The organism is Bacteroides faecalis, assembly GCF_003865075.1.
Lineage (GTDB): Bacteria > Bacteroidota > Bacteroidia > Bacteroidales > Bacteroidaceae > Bacteroides > Bacteroides faecalis.
Genome location: NZ_BHWB01000008.1, coordinates 212,926 through 232,595, shown reverse-complemented (window position 1 = coordinate 232,595; position 19,670 = coordinate 212,926). Strand labels below are relative to the sequence as shown.

The window sequence follows — 19,670 nt, the reverse complement described above, 5'->3', positions numbered from 1 at the left end:
CTTACAATGATGAAAAAGAAACTTATTTATCTAATTATAGCCCTTGCAGCGGTCATAGCACCGGCTCATGCACAAAATTCATGAATGATGCACTCACACTCTCGGATGTGACTTTATGGCAACAGGGAGAATCTTTATATGTAGGAATGACAATGGATATGAAAAATCTAACAGTCGGTTCCGCAAGAAGCTTAAGTCTTGTCCCTCTATTGACAGACGGACAACACAATGTTCCTTTACAAGAAATTATTATAAACGGAAAAAGACGTGAAAAAGCATATATTCGTGGATTAGCCATGAGTAAACAAGAGCCAACGGCTATCATCGTCCCTTATAACAAACGGGAAACTTTAAACTACACACAGGTTATTCCTTACCAACCATGGATGGCAAATGCTTCTTTACAACTCGTAGAGACATTATGCGGATGCGGTAACTACCAGGAAATGACTGCTCAGGAACTGATTACAAACGATGTTTCTACCGAAGCCAAACGACTGAGTGCCATGTCGCCGTTGATTGCTTATATCCAACCAACAGTGGAAGTGGTAAAAACCCGTAGCGAACAATACGAAGCTCATCTGGATTTCCCCGTTAATAAATACGTCATTTTGACTGATTTCATGAATAATCATTCTGAATTAGTGAATATTCATTCTATGTTCGACAAGATTCAGAATGATAAAAACTTGACGGTAACCGGAATCAGTATTGAAGGTTTTGCTTCTCCCGAAGGTCCTTTGACATTTAATGAACAACTTTCCAAGAAACGCGCAGTCGCTTTGAAGGATTATCTGGTAAAGAATGAAAAGGTCCCGGCTAACGTCTATAATGTTACATTCGGAGGTGAAAACTGGGATGGTCTGGTGAAAGCTCTTGAGGCTTCTTCGATGAAAGACAAAGAAACTTTCCTGAATATCATCAAGAATACTACCGACGACATGAAACGCAAACAAGAAATTATGCGCGTAGGTGGCGGTGTTCCTTATCGTACCATGTTGAAAGAAATCTATCCGGGATTACGTAAAGTAAATTGCAAGATTGACTATACTGTTATCAATTTCGATGTAGAGCAGGGACGTATCATTATTCGTGAGAATCCAAAATACTTGAGTCTGAATGAAATGTATCAGGTAGCAAACAGTTATCCGAAAGGTAGCAAGGATTTCGTAAATGTATTCGACATTGCCGTTCGAATGTATCCGAACGATCCGGTTGCCAACCTGAATGCAGCAGCTGTCGCTTTATCTATGAAGGATTTAAATACAGCAGTGAAATTTATGGAAAAAGCAGATCATGCCACTGCTGAATTCTTAAACAATACAGGTGTATATAATTTCCTGAATGGCGATATCCAACGTGCTAGAGCAGCTTTCGAACAAGCAGCTAAGATGGGCAATGAAACAGCTCAGGCAAACTTGCAACAATTACAACAAATCCTTAACATGAAAATGAAATAAATAGAAAAAAAATTCTATTCAGCAGACCAAATGAGACGTTCGTTTGTTATACCTTTAACAAACGGACGTTTCACTTTTTTAAATCTGATAGTTATGACTCTAATCCTTGCTGTGATTCCGGTACTGCTGTTGATCGTTTTAATGGCATTCTTCAAAATGTCTGGTGATAAAAGTAGTATCATCTCTCTAATTGTTACTATCCTTATTGCTCTTTTTGGTTTTTCTGTCACTGTAGACAATCTGTTGTTCTCATTTATCTATGGAGCATTGAAGGCTGTTTCGCCTATCTTAATCATTATTTTAATGGCTATTTTCAGCTATAATGTTTTGCTGAAAACACAGAAGATGGAAATCATCAAACAACAATTTTCGTCGATTTCTACGGATAAAAGTATTCAGGTGTTGTTATTAACCTGGGGATTCGGCGGTTTATTGGAAGCAATGGCCGGATTTGGTACTGCTGTTGCTATTCCGGCAGCTATATTAATCAGTTTAGGATTCAAACCGATTTTCTCTGCTACTGTCAGTTTGATTGCCAACAGTGTTGCCACCGCTTTCGGAGCCATTGGAACGCCTGTACTTGTATTGGCGAAAGAAACGAATTTAGATGTATTACAACTGAGTACGAACGTTGTGTTACAACTTTCTGTCTTAATGTTCCTTATCCCTCTAGTATTACTATTCCTTACTGATCCTAAAGTGAAATCACTACCAAAGAATATATTTCTAGCTCTATTAGTGGGAGGTGTTTCCTTACTCGGACAATATGTGGCAGCCAAATATATGGGTGCAGAATCTCCGGCCATTATTGGAAGCATACTATCGATCATCGTGATCGTTCTCTACGGTAAACTAACAGCTTCCAAAGAAGAAAAAGCACGAAAGAGCACACTTAAAACAAAAGATATTCTTAATGCATGGAGTATTTACTTACTGATTCTATTCCTTATTATTCTGACTAGTCCCCTCCTCCCTGGATTAAGACATACATTAGAAAATAATTGGATTACCAGAATCAGTCTTCCGATCAATGCTTCTACTGTTAATTATACTATCTCCTGGCTTACTCACGCAGGAGTATTACTATTTATTGGAACTTTTATAGGAGGATTGATACAGGGAGCAAAAGTCAAAGAATTATTTATAGTCCTTTGGAATACAGTGAAACAATTGAAGAAAACCTTCATTACGGTAATTTGCCTGGTCGGACTTTCAACTATCATGGATACATCAGGGATGATTGCAGTTATTGCTACGGCATTAGCAACAGCCACCGGAAGTTTATATCCACTCTTTGCCCCTGTTATCGGATGTTTGGGAACATTTATCACAGGTAGTGATACATCCTCCAATATTCTCTTTGGTAAACTACAAGCGAGTGTTGCCGGACAGATTCATGTCAGTCCGGATTGGTTATCAGCCGCTAATACCGTAGGTGCTACCGGAGGAAAAATTATTTCCCCGCAAAGTATCGCCATTGCCACCTCTGCCGGAAATCAACAAGGCAAAGAAGGGGAAATACTGAAAGCAGCTATTCCATACGCATTGGCTTATGTCATTATTACGGGGATTATTGTTTATGTCTTCAGCTGATTTCTAAAGTAATCACCTGACAAATAGATCGTAACAGCGTACAAAACAAAGTGTTCAAAGGCTCGAAACAGAGTGTTTCCCTATTTGAAACAATATGTACAGTGGCTTGAAACAAAGTGTTTATAGTATATGAAACAAAGTGTTCAAAGGCTTAGAACACTTTGTTCAAACGGTTGAAACTAATTTTGAGAAGGTGATTAATTTAAAGTAAAGTGCTATTTAAATAAATTAGATGTGTGCAAGATAAAGTATCTTACACATATCTGCAACACACATCTTGCACACATATTACAGACTAATAATCAATGGATTAACAGTATAACAGTGCAAGGTAACAGATAATTGAGCAATTTAAATAATATAGAGAGAAGACTGAATGTCCCAGCTTTTTGCATTGGAAAGTTCAGTTTAAAATTCAAATCCTGATAGTCCATTTTCCTCCGTCCAGATTCAGTTCCCCCATAGTAGAGTAACCATCAACAACATAGTTTTATTCATCTTCATAATTCATTCTGTTTTTTATTTTGTCACAAAAATAGGTAGGACAAAATAGCCAAATGAGACAAATGTACTTAGTTTACAGACCCAAAATAAGATTAATGGGACATCACCAAACGTGCCATTAAATAGCAAACAGCAGACTCGGCTCCCTGGTTTAGATTAATGTTATTCTCCTCCAGTCCGTCATAACAACCTCCGGTAGTCGGATTATAAACAATCTGATGCAAATGATTATTCCCCAAAAACCAACTAAAAGCATCTGTTTGCATACGAAAATATTTTTCCTCTTTAAAAAACTGATAAAATGTATTCAAAGCAATTACCATTCCTGCCACATCTACAGGTTGTTCACCATATCTGGAATGGCTCTTTCCTTTATTCATCCATCCCTGATTAGAAATCACCTGAATCTGATTTTTCACAAACACCTTCTTTATTAAAAATTCAAAAGATTCATGGGCTATATCTTTATACTCTTCCTTGCCAATAGCCAAATAAGCTAACAACATAGCTTCCGGTAAAATAGCATTATCATAAGTGAGATATGTCTCAAACCATCGCCAGTTTTTTTCTGCCGTTCGATGATAACATTGAGCAAGTTTATTGGCTAGTAACCAAATACATGCATCAGTCTGTTGCGAAGGATATTCACGACTATAATAATACAATCCTTTGAGCATAAAAGCTATGCTACGGGGTGATTCAATACGGTGGAATAATTGAAATGTCCGTTTAAAAACAGCTTCTGCTTCCTCCTTCCAAGGAGCAGGAAAGCAGCCTGCACAAGAGATAAAATAACCCAAAGCACAGATGGCCCTCCCAGTACTATCGTCCAATCCCACTTCCTGATTTTGTGAGGTAAATATCCCATCCTTATCCACATAATTCAAAAAAGAACCATCCTGTTGCTGACAATAACGGATAAAGTTCAGATAAGTCCTGATATATCGTTCTTTCACTTTTCCCTGTCCGGTAGCGACGACTTGAGACATTGCCATTAATGCACGTGATGTATCATCCAACGTGTATCCTGTGGAAGCATCCGGACGATTACCTTTTGAAAACTGAATAACCCCCCATTGCTGACTCATGCGCCTGATATGATAAGTATCTATGGGAGGTAAAGAGTAGATCAGTTCCTCTTTCACCTTTCCTGTTTTCTGAAATAACAATGTATAAGCAATAGCAACATTTTCCCAAGCTGTAGCTGCCGTTTTCTGCAGACCTATCAGCTTCATCTTAGTTCGCAAATCTTCATCAGCAAGCAAATGATGAACAGCCACTGCCAATTGAGCCGAATCTTTAAAGTCGAAAATAATACCGGAATCATCACTCAATAATTCCAATGCGTGCGGAATGGGGGTAGCTATAATCGGGCATCCACAACTGATAGCATATACAAATGTCCCACTTACGGCTTGATTCGGGTCACTTGAAGTGAAAAGATATACATCTGTCAGCTGCAGATAGTCCAATAAGACAGAAAGCTCAAGATATTGATTGATAAAAAGTACATATTCCTCCAGATGCAACTCTTTAATTTTAGTTACCAATAAATTACGATATTTTTCTCCATCTACTTTCAACACTCCCGGATGCGTTTTTCCAAGAATAAGAAATATTACAGAAGGATTTGTCTCTATAATAGCCGGCAAAGCATTCAATGTCGTTTCAATACTCTTACCAGGACTAAGTAAACCGAAAGTAGACAGAACGCGTCTACCTGAAAGGTGATAAAAATCTTTCAATTTGTTCTTGTCTCTGAAAGATACCAGATGAGTACCGTGAGGAATCACCATAATTTTATTCTCATCGGCATGATATTCCTGCAAAAGAATGCGTCGGGAATTTTGTGTCATAACTACCAGATAAGAACAAGCAGCTATCATCCTACATACACTTCGATACATAGCAAGATCAGGCTGTGAAAGCACAGTATGAAAGATTAAAATCACTGGCTTATGAAGCCGTTTCAACATCTGCAAAAAAGCTTCTTCTTGTTCTGCATACAATCCGAATTCATGCTGGACAAGCACTATTTCCACTTCAGGATTTTCGTTTAACTGCTGGGTTAGAGTTGTAAATGCAGAAACATCTGAAATATTGAGTATATATTCAACTTCCTGCTTTGAAGTATAGGTATGTTTTTCTGTATCCGATTCTACCGCACAAACTTTGATGGAGTAAGAAGTTCCAAACTTTGATAAAATAGACTGGACCAAATCCTGAGCAAAGGTGGCTATTCCACATTCGCGAGGAGGATAAGTAGTGATACATATTATTTTTCTCATTTGATTTGTTTAATTAATTCATCCAATAACTCCGTCAGTAGCACTGACACACAAGCCACCCGCTTGTCGGCTGCTCCATAGTAGATATAAAGAATGTCGCCAAACAAAGCAGTACCTGTAGGAAAACAAACTCTATTAACTACACCAGACAGTTCGTATTCTACTTCGGGAGTGAATAATGGATAAGGCAAACGGGCTATTTCAATAGCCGGATTATCTATATCTAACAAAGCCGCGCAAGCGGAATATACATAACCGGAAGGAGTATCATACACGCTGTGATAAATCAAGAGCCAACCGGCTCCAGTCTCAATCGGCGGACAACCAGCTCCAATATAGCTTGATTCATGGTCGTGATAAGGAGCCAATAGAATACGTTTTGCAAAATTCTGATAATATCTTTTCCAGAAATCTTTCGTCAGCATATCAAGCCGTTCTACTGCTACGTATTGTATATCAGGACGGATGCGGTGCATGAAATAAAATTTCCCATTGATCTTACGAGGGAAAAAAACCACATTCTTATCCATCAGATAAAGTGGATGCCCTTTTTCATTGGTTGCTTCACGCTTATTACTTGAACGAAAATACTTACTAATAATAGCCTGCTGCGTACGAAGCAACTCTTTGAATTGCGGATAAGTAATTTTAGAAGTAATGATGCCTTTCTTATCAAAATTTCTCAGATCAGAAGATACAGCCAAAGCTCCCATGGCGCTGTATCCATCATAAGCCGTATAAGTAAGATAATACAGACCTTCAATTTTCACAATACGCGGATCTTCCACACCCTGACTTTCATAATCAAACTTAGAAATGAGTAAAGGAGTGTTATCTCTACATACAACTTTCAAAGGTCCCTCAAGACGACAATAGCCGATAGATGAATAATTTCCTTTTCTTACTGCACGATAAAACATATGGATAACATTTCCTTCAGCTATCACAGCTGGATTCATCACTCCTTCGTTTTCAAACTCAAGCGAAGTGCTTTCCAATATAACACCTTCTCTTTTTACATATATCATTATGTTTTAGGTATTATGCTCATTCCTTTATTACTCTTACTTTGCTTTTCTCTCTGATACTCAGTCAATATTTTTGTCTTATTGTCCGACTTCTCTTTCTTCATTTCTTTTTTTCTTTCTTTGCCTTTCATAATTCATTTTTTTTAGGACAGTTTATATGCGGGAATAAAATAGACGGAATTCTCTTTCTTGCAAGTTACAACATTAATCTCCAGAAATACGACAAATATCTGATTATTATTCTTTTATAACAGTATCATACAATTATAGCAGCGAATGAGACTAAGTTTCATTATAAATACGAATAGTTCGATAACATAATATCACAAAAAAAGGATTACCGTTACTGGTTCGATAAATACACTACTTACGATAGAGGATTTGATACCTTTGACAAAATTATAAATCGAATAATAGACTTTTTCAGTGATGAGACAAAGGAAAATACCCTGACAGATGCTATCAAATTCAACTTAGAAGGTGTAGATATTAGCAACATATCAGAAGTATGGGCTTATAATTAGGATGAAAAACCTTTCAAATGAAAAGCTTCCGATAAAATAAGTAGTAAACAAACTATTAACGAATCGTTAGTATACTACCTCCGGAATTGCAAGAAAAGATATTTATTCCTGTCCTTACCACCCAATCTGAAGGAAGTGGTATCGGCCTAAGTCTTTGCAGACAAATAATCTGTCATCATACACCTCTCTATTTCTGAAAGCCAATCCGATAGAACTGTTTTTCACATCGATCTTTCATTATAAAACAAACCTTTCGGGGGCTTCAGGTGTTTTTATTGTTATATTGTATAAACGAATTGACTACACGATATGAACATTAAAGAACAGTACTGGAAATATTCCCTCATTGTCATTATACTACTGATGGGAGTTATTATCTTCCGTCAAATCACTCCTTTTTTGGGTGGATTGCTGGGTGCACTCACTATCTATATTCTGGTACGCAACCAGATGATTCATTTGACTGAAACAAGGAAAATGAAGCGAAGTTTCAGTGCTTTTCTGATCACTTTAGAAACAGTTCTTGTATTCCTTGTCCCTGTTGTATTGACTATCTGGCTGTTGGTTAATAAGTTACAAGATATTAATTTAGCACCACAGACTTTTATTGCTCCCATCCAACAGACAGCAGTCATGATCAAAGAAAAAACAGGGTATGATGTGTTAGGAAGTGACACATTATCGTTTATAGTATCATTACTTCCCCGGATAGGACAGGCTATAATGGGTGGAATCAGTAGCCTTGCCATCAATTTATTTGTAATGATGTTTGTGCTATATTTCATGTTAATCGGCGGTCAGAAAATGGAGTCGTATATCAATGATATCCTTCCTTTCAATGAAACAAACACTAAAGATGTAATTCACGAAATCAATATGATTGTACGGTCCAATGCCATCGGTATTCCTCTATTGGCTATTATACAAGGAGGAGTGGCCATGATCGGATATCTTATTTTCGGTGCTCCCAATATCTGGCTTTTAGGATTCCTGACTTGTTTTGCGACAGTTATTCCCATGGTCGGAACAGCTTTGGTCTGGGTACCTGTAGCCGCTTATTTTGCATTGAATGGAGAATGGTTTAACGCTATCGGACTCTTCGCTTATGGCGGATTAATCATTTCCCAACTCGACAATCTGATACGTTTTATTCTACAAAAGAAAATGGCGGATATTCATCCGTTAATAACCATTTTCGGAGTAGTGGTCGGATTACCATTATTTGGGTTTATGGGAGTCATATTCGGCCCTTTATTGCTGTCATTATTCTTTCTTTTTGTGGATATGTTCAAGAAAGAATATCTGGATTCACGAAATAACCTCCCTGCAGAATAGCAAAGCTACCGAAAAAATACGTACTTTTGCAGGTATAAAAAACGACGTATAAATTAATGGAAGCATTTACATTCAATACTATCGAACTGATTTTATTATCGGCTGCAGGTATCCTCTTTATTATCCAACTCATTTACTATTTCGGTTTGTATAACCGGATACACAGACATAATACAGCTGTACGCAAAGAAGAGGTTCATTTTTCAAGGGAATTTCCTCCTCTATCCGTTATTATCTGTGCCCGTAACGAGGCTGATAATCTGCGCAAGATACTTCCAACGATTTTGGAACAGGATTATCCGCAATTCGAAGTAATCGTCATCAATGACGCTTCAACCGATGAAACAGCAGACGTATTAGGAATCTTTGAAGAAAAATACCCTAATCTTTATCACAGTTTCACTCCGGAAAGTGCACGATATATCAGCCACAAAAAACTAGCTCTTACATTAGGTATCAAAGCCAGTAAACACGATTGGCTGGTATTTACTGAAACAAACTGTATTCCGGCAAGTAATCAATGGCTAAAACTAATGGCACGTAACTTTACTTCGCAAACACAGATTGTTTTGGGATATAGTGGTTACGATCGTACTAAAGGGTGGTTGCATAAACGGGTGGCATTCGATGCACTCTTTCAATCTTTGCGTTATCTTGGCTTTGCTTTAGCCGGAAAACCTTATATGGGTATCGGACGTAATCTGGCTTATCGAAAAGAATTGTTCTTCAAACAAAAAGGATATTCATCTTACTTAAATCTACAACGTGGTGAGGATGATTTGTTTATTAACCAGATAGCTACAGCAGAAAATACCAGAGTCGAAACTGATTATAATGCAACAGTACGAATACAGCCGATAGAACGTATAAAGGATTGGAAAGAAGAAAAGGTGAGTTTTATGGCGACCGCACGTTATTATCGTGGCATACAACGTTATCTACTAGGCTTGGAAACTTTTTCAAGATTACTATTTTATGGAGTATGTATTGCCGGAATCGTATTCGGTGTTCTTAACTTTCATTGGTTGACCGCAGGAATTGCTTTATTTGTCTGGATACTCCGCTATATCATCCAAGCAATCGTAATCAACCAGACAGCCAAAGAAATGGGCGGAGGAAGAAAATATTATTTCTCTTTACCTATTTTTGATCTGCTTCAACCGATACAGTCACTAAGATTCAAGTCTTGTCGTTTTTTCCGCGGGAAGGGAGATTTCATGAGAAGATAAAAATTAATAGTACTTACTCGTATCTCATTGAACTTGCCGGATTAATTTTAGCAATGATGAAAGAAGGACCTATCAACATAAGTACAGACGAAAGTAATGTCCCCGCATTGATTAACAACAAGAACCAGATATTAAAATAAACAGGAACGGAGTCCATATAGTAGTTGGTAGGATCTAATTTAAATATCTGAAAATAAGATTGGAGAAAACAGAAGGCAAGTCCTATGATATTTCCCAGAATCATTCCTTTACCAATCAAAAAAACAGAGAACCATAAAAAGGTTTTGCGAATGGTGAAATTATCAGCTCCCAAAGCTTTTAGGATACCAATCATGTTGGTGCGCTCAATGATAATAATCAGCAAACCAGAAATCATGGTGAAACCGGCAACACCCATCATAAGAACAAGAATTACCCAGATATTGGTATCCAACAACCCCAACCACTCAAAGATCTGAGGATTCAGTTGTTCTATATTTCGAACATAATAAGTACCGCCCAAAAGATCATGTTGATTGTCTGTATCTTCCGCTATTTTGTAGGTGATATCATCTAAACGATTATAATCATTAACTTCTAGTTCTACCCCACTCACTTGCTCCGGTTGCCAACCATTTAGACGATTAACTGTATAAAGATCCGTAAGCAGGAAGAGATTATCATATTCAGAAAAATTAGTTTGATAAATCCCCGCAATCGTTAATCGGCGAGCGCGAATATCATCCTGAATATAATAAGTATAGATTTTATCTCCAAGCTTCAACTTCAACTTGGTAGCCAGATCTTTGGAAATAAGAACTTTATTAGTAGAAACCGAATCACTGAAAACAGGAACTTCTCCTTCTAACAAATATTCCTTTATAAAATGCGGATCAAACTCAGGACCGACGCCCTTCAATACCATTCCTTGAAAAGCCTCATCGGTCTTTATCATTCCCGGTTTCGTAGAATAACGCTGCACGTGACTTACTTCCGGATAACCGGCAAGTGCAACCATCATGCTATCTCCCACTACAACAGGATGTGTTTCATAAGAATTAACTGCATCCAGATTAGTGATCTGTATATGCGAACCAAATCCTACAACTTTATCCCTCACCTCACTCTTAAAGCCAACGACTACTGCAACAGCAATAATCATTACAGCTAGCCCGACAGCAATACCCGCCATCGCAATGAGGACAGCAGGACGAGATACCTGCTTACCACCATCGCTTTCACGATAAATACGCCGAGCTATAAAAAGTGAAAATGACATTTATTTGTTCCGCAATTCTTTTATTCTGTTCTTCCCGGATACGCTTCCAATGCTTTTTGTAAAACGAAAAGCGCACGCGTCAAATCTTCTTTCTTCAATACATAAGCAATACGTACTTCATTGATTCCTGAGCCCGGAGTTGTATAAAAACCGGAAGCCGGAGCCATAAAGACTGTTTGCCCTTCGTATTCAAAATCAGAAAGACACCATGCACAGAACTTATCCGAATCATCTACCGGAAGCTTTGCCACTGTGTAGAAAGCTCCCATCGGAATAGGAGAATATACACCCGGTATGCGATTCAATCCGTCAATCAGACATTTACGACGTTCCACGTATTCATCGTACGTTTCACGCGAATATTCTTCGGGAGCATCCAAAGAAGCTTCCGCAGCAATCTGTCCGATCAATGGCGGACTTAAACGTGCCTGACAGAACTTCATAACAGCGTCACGTATCTCTTTGTTCTTGGTAATTAACGCACCAATACGAATACCGCATTCTGAATATCGTTTTGAAACGGAGTCAATCAATACAACATTATTCTCAATTCCTTCCAAATGACAGGCAGAGATATAAGGAGATCCGGTATAAATAAACTCACGATAAACTTCATCAGAGAACAGGAACAAGTCATATTTCTTCACCAGATCACGAATCTGATTCATCTCACGACGAGTATACAGATAACCGGTCGGATTATTTGGATTACAAATCAATATCGCTTTTGTCCGCTCGTTTATCAGTTCTTCAAACTTCTCTACTTTCGGAAGGGAAAAACCCTCTTCAATGGTAGTGGCAATTGTGCGGATTTTCGCTCCTGCCGAAATTGCAAAAGCCATATAGTTAGCATAAGCCGGCTCAGGAACAATAATTTCGTCTCCCGGATTCAAACAGGAAAGAAAAGAGAAAAGTACTGCTTCCGACCCACCTGATGTAATAATTATATCATCAGCAGTCAGATTGATATTGAATTTAGCATAATACCCTACTAATTTTTCGCGATAGCTACGATAACCGGCACTCGGACTATATTCCAGCACTTTACGGTCAATACTGCGTATCGCGTCAATCGCGGCCTGAGGAGTGGGCAGATCAGGCTGTCCGATATTCAGGTGAAACACATGGACTCCCCGCTGTTTGGCAGCATCTGCTAAAGGAGCCAGCTTTCTGATAGGAGATGCAGGCATCTCATTTCCGCGAATGGAGATGGTTGGCATAATTTTAATTACAAATTACTAATTACTATTTACTTTTTCTACTTGAAGCTGCAAATGTACGCAATAATTTGAATACAGAGACATAAAAACTTTAAAAACCTTAGCAAGGTTAAAATCGTTATTGAAATATGGAAAGAAAGCTATACATTTGTCATATGGAAAACTTAAAACAATACCATAATGACTATACATCTCATCTCATTCGCTTCGCTTCTTCACAAACAGACTTCACTACGTAGTTCACATGAAGCTGTGTTTAGTGAGCTCGAGAAATACTATACCGTTAAATTCGTCGATTACCAAGATATGGACAAACTGAGTAGTGATGATTTCAAAATTATCTTCATCGCTACCGGAGGAGTGGAAAGACTAGTCATCCAGCATTTTGAACGCCTCCCCCGCCCCGCTATTTTATTGGCTGACGGTATGCAGAATTCTCTTGCAGCAGCTTTGGAAATCTCTTCCTGGCTACGGGGACGTGGTATGAAAAGCGAAATCTTACATGGAGAACTACCTGCTATCATATTGAGAATTCATATCTTATACAATAACTTCCGAGCACAGCGTTCCTTGTTTGGAAAACGCATCGGTGTCATTGGCACACCTTCTTCTTGGTTAATTGCCAGCAATGTTGATTATCTGTTAGCAAAACGACGTTGGGGAATCGAATATATTGATATTCCACTAGAGGCCGTATATAAGCATTTCCAACATATCGCTGATGACGAAGTAGGTGCTTCGTGTGCTGCTGTTGCTTCACAGGCTCTCGCTTGCCGGGAGGGTAATCCCGAAGATTTGATTAATGCAATGAAACTATACAGGGCTATAAAAAAAGTCTGTGAAGAAAACAAGCTGGATGCATTGACAATCAGTTGTTTTAAAATATTGGAACAGATTGATACTACTGGCTGTCTGGCTTTGTCTTTATTGAATGACGAAGGAATCATTGCTGGATGTGAAGGCGATTTACAATCTGTCTTTACCCTACTTGCAGTGAAAACACTGACAGGAAAAGGTGGATTCATGGCTAACCCATCTATGATAACCTCTCGTACGAACGAACTGGTATTGGCACACTGCACCGTAGGACTCAAACAAACGGAAAGATATGTCATCCGAAATCATTTTGAATCGGAAAAAAGTATAGGTATACAGGGGTTACTTCCTACTGGAGATGTGACTATTGTAAAATGCGGTGGAGAGTGTTTGGACGAATATTATCTATCTACCGGAACATTAACAGAGAATACCAACTATATCAATATGTGCCGCACACAGGTACGTATTAAAATGAATACTCCTACCGAATATTTCCTAAAAAATCCACTTGGTAATCATCATATCCTAATACAAGGTAATTACGAAGATGCGTTGAACGAGTTCTTCCAAGCAAATGCCTGTAAAAGAACAGAATAATATTATTCCTGCTCCGCTAATCAAAAAGTCTTTTATATAGTTATTTCCTATGCAAATTAATCTTATATTTGCATAGGAAATAACTATATAAAGGCTATGAAACACAACGACACTATCCGACAGCACTCTTCTATTGTTCTCTTCAGAATCTCTCTATTTATTTTTGTATATATAGGATTAATCGCTATAGGAGTACTGCTCATTTGGCTGGCTTATCGATTTTGTTTTTGGGGAGTTCTACATTTAACGGCTCTCCATTCGATAAGACTAATGCTTTTACTACTTGCCCTTATGGTCGGAGGAATAGGTTTCTCCTTATGTTTGGTATCTATCTCGTGAAATTCATCTTTTCCCGTACAATAAACAACAACGAGAGCAGGAGATTAATTACAGAAACAGAATGTCCACAGTTATTTCAAGCAATCCGCGAAGTTGCTTTGGAAACGCAATGCCCTATGCCTAAAAAAGTATATTTATCACCGGACGTCAATGCCTGCGTCTTTTATAATACTAGTTTCTGGAGTATATTCTTTCCGGTAAAGAAAAACCTGGAAATCGGTTTAGGGCTATTCAATGCTACCAATACAGATGAACTAAAAGGGATACTAGCACATGAATTCGGGCACTTCTCACAAAAAAGTATGAAAGTAGGCTCTACTGTTTATATAGCCAACACTGTTATCTATAACCTTGCTTTTCAAGAAGATAAATGGGATAAATGGGTAGATGAGTGGTGTGTAATTCCGATACAATCTCTTGCTTTTTTTGGTAAATTCACCCGAATATTCACTAACCTGGTCAAGAGAATATTACAATATATGTATAGAGTAGTGAATCATTCCTATTTCAAGCTATCACGCCAGATGGAATATGATGCGGACAGGATAGCATGCGATTACATTGGAAAAGATGTATTTGCTTCTGCATTATATAAAATTGAGATTTTAGCCTCCTCATTTAATGTTACTAAAGAAGCATTAGCCAATTTGGCCGAAGAAAAGAAAAAAGTGAATAACTTCTTTGAGGCATATCAAATCATAACAGATATCATCACTCAAAATAATCACTTATCAATATCCTATCAATCATTGATAGATCAGGAGATACCCACCCTATATCCCCCTTCCAGAATCGTGATTGAGAACACATGGGATACACATCCTTCTACAGAAAAAAGAGTTTCACATTTGACATCACGCAACAGCAAGAAAAAAGTGACTTCTTTCGTCTCTTCATGGACATTACTACCGGAAAACATCAAACTGAAAGTTGCCGATATTGTAGAAAACGAGTTCCAAACATCAGCCGAAGCAGAAACTCTGGAAACAATATCTAATGAAGCGTTTAGACAATGGTATCTGGAATATTACCGCAATAATATCGTTATAGAAAAGTACAGATATTTTCTGAATCGGAATATTCTGGTATTTGACAGATCGGAAGTGGCTGCTAATAAAATAGATACACCCTTTACTGCTGCCAATTGCGAAGTAATTAAAGAATACGAAGTAGCACTCAATGATTGTAATACACTATATAATGTATATTACAAACAAATAGAAGTAGAGAGTATTCGTTATCTCAACGAAGAGTGCTCAATAAAAGCACTTCCAATCAAAAGACACGAGGAGTACGTAGAAACATTATCAGTCAAAGTAAAACAAATCGATAAAGATATCTATCAATATCTGATGTATTGTTGTCAGCTGAATAATAATGCTTTAACTAACGAAATTAATTCTATTTATGATGCAATATTCTTTGCACAAACTAACATAAAAGAACATGACTCAGAGTTAGACATGAGAATCAATGCATTAATTAATGAACTTAACCGCCCCGTCAATCGAACTGACAAAGAAATAATAGAACTCAAAAAAATGATTAACTCCTTAACAAATGACATCAAGAAGATAGTAAGTGCCGACAACTGGGATTTATTATCAACAGTGGGAAATACTAAAATGATAGAACTTCTGCAAACCTTTGTACAAAGTCCTCTTGACGAATCCACAAATTCAGTGATTGATACAGAACAAATTAACACCATGATTCAAGTCAAGGTCATTTATTTCTATCTTCTGAAAACACTGGAACACAAGTCTAAAATCAAATTAGGAGCAAAGATTGAAGAAATTGAAAGGAACTTACCTACTATAGATTAATGGGTATTTCTTCCCATTTCCCTTTATGCCATTCTGTGACTGTCTCAAATCCCGCTTTTCTCAAGGCTAGAAGCGCTTCGTGACGGCTATTATTAATCCGTTCCGGATAATGTGCATCACTATTTACTTGTACTCGGACACCTAATTCTTTTAAGAAAGGAAAATAACGTTCATTGGGATAGAAAGTGCCTAAATCACGATATGACTTGGTATTGATTTCAATAATATAACCGCGACGGGCTATCTCTGCAAAATAATCACGCACAAGAGTGTCATACCAAACCTCATCCAGCAAACCGGGACGATAACATGAAGCATTATAGTGCATTTTATCCGCATGACCTACAATGTCAAATCCACCTAACTCCACCATCCGAAGTAAATTCTTATAATACAGACGAACTACGTGTTCTATATCACCACAAAAATGCGTGTCTATCAGCTGACGGTAAGTATCGGCAGAAGTATCGATATCCACAACTTTCCCCTCCGGTGAATATAACATATGTACAGAACCTATTCGATAATCGAGCGGTAATTCCTGGAAACAGGGCAAAGCCGGATGGCTATCCTCATTTAGATAATCAATTTCAAGCCCGATTGCCAATTCTATCTTATCAGCATATTTTTTCTTCAGACGGGAAAATTCGCACAGATAATCATTCATACGATCCCATTCCATAGTCCATGCAGTAGAGAATGGTAGTGGGGCATGAGAAGAAATACCATAGGAAGAGAAACCCTCACTAATGGCAAAGCGAATGAAATCTTCCATATTTGCTCGTCCGTCACAATAAAGACAGTGACTATGATAATTGGTCAGGTTCGACATGACAGGAAAAGTTATAAATTATTTATTATCAATTACTTGTTTATTCGTATTTATTCAGTTTGTTAGGCTTAACCCTCTATCTCGCTTAACTCCAACCAACGCATTGTTTTCTCATCAATCAAATCATTTACTTCGGGCAAACGTTTTGACTTTTCCGTTAGTTCATCGACAGAAAGCGTACCACTACAAAGCAACTCTTCTATCTGAGTCTTCTCTGCCTCCAAGTCTGCAATTTCCTTTTCCAGAAGTTCAAACTCACGCTTTTCTTTAAAGCTCATCTTTCGTTTTTCGTTCAAGCGGACGCGGACAGTTTTTTCCTCCTGAGGCTTTTCTGCTTCTTTCTCTTTCTGTGCTTTCGCTTCTTTCCAATCCCGGTAATCACTATAATTACCCGGAAAGTCACGAATATCTCCTTGCCCGTTGAACACCAGCAAGTGATCGACTACTTTATCCATAAAGTAGCGGTCATGGGATACAACGATCACACAACCTTTGAAACTTTGAAGATACTCTTCCAGCACATTTAAGGTGATAATATCCAAATCGTTGGTAGGTTCGTCCAACACGAGGAAGTTCGGATTACGCATCAGCACCGTACAGAGGTAAAGTCTACGACGTTCTCCCCCACTCAACTTATAAACATAACTATGCTGAGTTTCGGGCGTAAACAGGAAATGTTGTAAGAACTGCGAAGCTGTCAGTTTCTTGCCGTTACCCAGCTCTATCACTTCAGCAATATCTTGTACCACATCAATCACCTTCATCCGTTCGTCAAACTGAAGCCCATCCTGTGAATAATAACCGAAGCGAACCGTTTCACCGATTTCCAATATTCCGCTATCCGGCTGAACCAGCCCCATCAGTATCTTGATAAAGGTAGACTTTCCGGTTCCGTTGTTTCCCACGATTCCCATCTTTTCGTAACGGGAAAAGATATAAGAAAAATCATCCAGAATCTTCAAGTCACCGAAGCTTTTAGAGAGATGATCAGCTTCGAATATCTTACTTCCAATATAAGAAGCCTTCACTTCCAACTTCACATTATCATTGCGAAGATGTTGTTTGGCAACCTTCTCCAATTCGTAAAAAGCATCTTCCCGATAGCGCGCTTTATGTCCGCGTGCCTGAGGCATACGACGCATCCAATCAAGTTCTGTACGATAAAGATTGTTGGCACGTTCTATTTCCACGCTTTTGGCTTCAATACGTTCCTCGCGCTTCTCCAGATAATAGCTGTAGTTTCCTTTATACTGATAAATTTGCCGGTTATCTATTTCTATAATCTCCGAACATACACGATCAAGGAAATAACGGTCATGTGTCACCATCAACAAACTCAGATTGGTACGACGAAGATATTCTTCCAGCCATTCCGTCATATCAAGATCCAAGTGATTGGTAGGCTCATCGAGAATCAGTAAATCCGGTTCAGTAATCAACGCATTAGCTAATGCAACGCGCTTTAGCTGCCCACCGGAAAGCTGTTTCACCTGTTGGTCAAAATTACGGATTTTCAGTTGCGAGAGAATTTGCTTGGCTTTCTGTTCATATTCCCAGGCTTTCTCGTGATCCATACGTACTAACAGGTCTTCTAATCCGGGATGTCCGGCTGTTTCCATACAACGTTCATACTCTTTAATGAGTTCGACGGTACTGTTTCCATGATGGAAACAGGCTTCGAGTACAGTCAGTTCCTCGGGATATTTAGGATCTTGCTCCAGATAATCTACCCGGAGATCGCGGCGAAATACAATGTTTCCACTATCGTATCCTTCTTTTCCGGCAATAATATTCAATAAAGTCGTTTTACCGCTTCCGTTCTTGGCGATAAGTCCGACACGCTGCCCTTCAGCAATGCCAAAAGATATATTTTCCATCAAGACCAAATCCCCGAAAGACTTGGTCAGATTGTCTACTTGTAAATAAGGTACTGCCACTTAGGTTAGTGATTAGTTGGGTTGTGATAATTAAATTAATTAAGTATGGATTTATATTCCTCAATAACATTGCAAGGCTGACCTGCTTTTATTTTGCTCCAAGCCAATTTCATAGGATCAACCACCTGATCGTGATATTGAAGAACAGGTGTTTCACGGTTTCCATCGATTAACGTTTTCCATTCTACTCCTTCCACTTCATTGGCCAGAATAGAACAAACCGTTAAACCGATTGCCAGCCATTCATCCTTCTTTTTGGGACCTATCTTACCACTATCAATCAATTGCTGAAGCTTATCCAAATCTTCTTCTACTCCCTGAAAGTCTTTCTTCAACTCCTGTTTTACTATAGAAACTGCCCATTCATATCCTTCATTAATCTGGTAAATCTCCGACAGACGAACAGGAATAAGTTCCGCTGGGTACTTCTGTCCTTCCTTACGAGCTTCCAATGTAGCAATGACAGCCTCCGCCTCCTTCACATCGCCACCTTTAGGTACAGTAAACGAGCATTCAAAAGCTAAATCATCTATTCCGACAATCCATAAATGAGAAGTATAGTAAGTCCCTTCCTCCTGAAACATTTCTTTGCTATATGCACATTCCAACGTTCCTATTTTAACCAAAGAAGCAGTTTCATTCTCTTTCAGTTCCTGCCGAACGGCTTCTTTGCCATAACCGGCTTTCCCCTTAAAAGCGGATATACGAAAGTTGCCCGTCCATACTTCGGGGTTATAGAAAAGAAAAGAGCCTTCACCATCCTCAAACTCGTTCCAGTCCGATGGATAAATCATGGAGAACCATGCTCCGGGAGAGATAAATTTCTTGCCTTGCATTCTCTTTCATTTTAAGAATTATGAATGCAAAGATAAAAATAAAAA

Annotated in this window: 13 protein-coding genes and 2 pseudogenes; 7 read left to right on the top strand and 8 right to left on the bottom strand. The window is 38.4% G+C overall.

Annotation, left to right across the window (positions count from 1 at the left end):
• The first annotated feature begins 9 nt into the window (after positions 1-9).
• Positions 10-1,460, top strand: a pseudogene (locus EJF25_RS14830) (DUF3868 domain-containing protein).
• 93 nt (positions 1,461-1,553) lie between these two features.
• Positions 1,554-3,053, top strand: coding sequence for an L-lactate permease (locus EJF25_RS14825; protein WP_125041855.1), 1,500 nt, complete (start codon positions 1,554-1,556; stop codon positions 3,051-3,053).
• A 596-nt stretch (positions 3,054-3,649) separates the two neighbouring features.
• On the opposite strand, the gene EJF25_RS14820 is transcribed toward EJF25_RS14825, so the two are convergent.
• Genes EJF25_RS14820 through EJF25_RS26180 form a run of 3 tightly spaced genes read right to left on the bottom strand, consistent with a single transcriptional unit; the run spans position 3,650 to position 7,004 of the window.
• The gene (locus EJF25_RS14820) at positions 3,650-5,845 is read right to left on the bottom strand and encodes a glycosyltransferase (RefSeq protein ID WP_125041822.1); all 2,196 of its coding nucleotides are present in this window, start codon (positions 5,843-5,845) and stop codon (positions 3,650-3,652) included.
• Positions 5,842-6,873, bottom strand: coding sequence for a glycoside hydrolase family 130 protein (locus EJF25_RS14815; RefSeq protein WP_125041821.1), 1,032 nt, complete (start codon positions 6,871-6,873; stop codon positions 5,842-5,844). The genes EJF25_RS14820 and EJF25_RS14815 overlap by 4 nt, the downstream gene beginning before the upstream one ends.
• Positions 6,873-7,004, bottom strand: coding sequence for a hypothetical protein (locus EJF25_RS26180; RefSeq protein WP_262707209.1), 132 nt, complete (start codon positions 7,002-7,004; stop codon positions 6,873-6,875). The genes EJF25_RS14815 and EJF25_RS26180 overlap by 1 nt, the downstream gene beginning before the upstream one ends.
• A 467-nt stretch (positions 7,005-7,471) precedes the next feature.
• Between EJF25_RS26180 and EJF25_RS25755 the strand changes: the two are divergent.
• From EJF25_RS25755 to EJF25_RS14805, 3 genes and pseudogenes are all read left to right on the top strand, one after another.
• A pseudogene (locus EJF25_RS25755) lies at positions 7,472-7,640 on the top strand (ATP-binding protein); the annotation flags it as partial.
• Positions 7,641-7,706: 66 nt separating this feature from the next.
• Positions 7,707-8,732, top strand: coding sequence for an AI-2E family transporter (locus tag EJF25_RS14810; protein ID WP_125041820.1), 1,026 nt, complete (start codon positions 7,707-7,709; stop codon positions 8,730-8,732).
• Between the two features lie 56 nt (positions 8,733-8,788).
• Positions 8,789-9,961 carry a glycosyltransferase gene (locus EJF25_RS14805; RefSeq protein ID WP_125041819.1) on the top strand — a complete coding sequence of 391 codons (1,173 nt, stop codon included), beginning with the start codon at positions 8,789-8,791 and terminating at the stop codon, positions 9,959-9,961.
• Between the two features lie 13 nt (positions 9,962-9,974).
• On the opposite strand, the gene EJF25_RS14800 is transcribed toward EJF25_RS14805, so the two are convergent.
• Positions 9,975-11,219: an ABC transporter permease gene (locus tag EJF25_RS14800; protein ID WP_125041818.1), complete on the bottom strand. Its 1,245-nt coding sequence runs from the start codon at positions 11,217-11,219 to the stop codon at positions 9,975-9,977.
• 20 nt (positions 11,220-11,239) lie between these two features.
• Complete coding sequence (locus EJF25_RS14795; protein WP_125041817.1) at positions 11,240-12,439, bottom strand: pyridoxal phosphate-dependent aminotransferase; 1,200 nt, start codon at positions 12,437-12,439, stop codon at positions 11,240-11,242.
• Positions 12,440-12,619: 180 nt separating this feature from the next.
• Here EJF25_RS14795 and EJF25_RS14790 point away from each other — a divergent pair, with 180 nt between their 5' ends.
• On the top strand, positions 12,620-13,855 hold the full coding sequence (locus EJF25_RS14790; RefSeq protein WP_125041816.1) for a fucose isomerase: 1,236 nt from the start codon (positions 12,620-12,622) through the stop codon (positions 13,853-13,855).
• A 317-nt stretch (positions 13,856-14,172) separates the two neighbouring features.
• Positions 14,173-16,020 (top strand): M48 family metallopeptidase, encoded by a 1,848-nt coding sequence (locus EJF25_RS14785; RefSeq protein ID WP_125041815.1) that lies wholly within the window; start codon positions 14,173-14,175, stop codon positions 16,018-16,020.
• Here EJF25_RS14785 and EJF25_RS14780 read toward each other — a convergent pair.
• The 3 genes from EJF25_RS14780 to EJF25_RS14770 all read right to left on the bottom strand — a co-directional run bounded on the left by EJF25_RS14780 (position 16,010) and on the right by EJF25_RS14770 (position 19,625).
• Positions 16,010-16,852 carry a histidinol-phosphatase gene (locus EJF25_RS14780; protein WP_125041814.1) on the bottom strand — a complete coding sequence of 281 codons (843 nt, stop codon included), beginning with the start codon at positions 16,850-16,852 and terminating at the stop codon, positions 16,010-16,012. The two genes, EJF25_RS14785 and EJF25_RS14780, sit on opposite strands and share 11 nt — an antisense overlap.
• 68 nt (positions 16,853-16,920) lie before the next feature.
• Complete coding sequence (locus tag EJF25_RS14775) at positions 16,921-18,789, bottom strand: ABC-F family ATP-binding cassette domain-containing protein (protein WP_125041813.1); 1,869 nt, start codon at positions 18,787-18,789, stop codon at positions 16,921-16,923.
• 35 nt (positions 18,790-18,824) lie between these two features.
• The gene (locus EJF25_RS14770) at positions 18,825-19,625 is read right to left on the bottom strand and encodes a DUF3805 domain-containing protein (protein ID WP_125041812.1); all 801 of its coding nucleotides are present in this window, start codon (positions 19,623-19,625) and stop codon (positions 18,825-18,827) included.
• Positions 19,626-19,670: the final 45 nt, after the last annotated feature.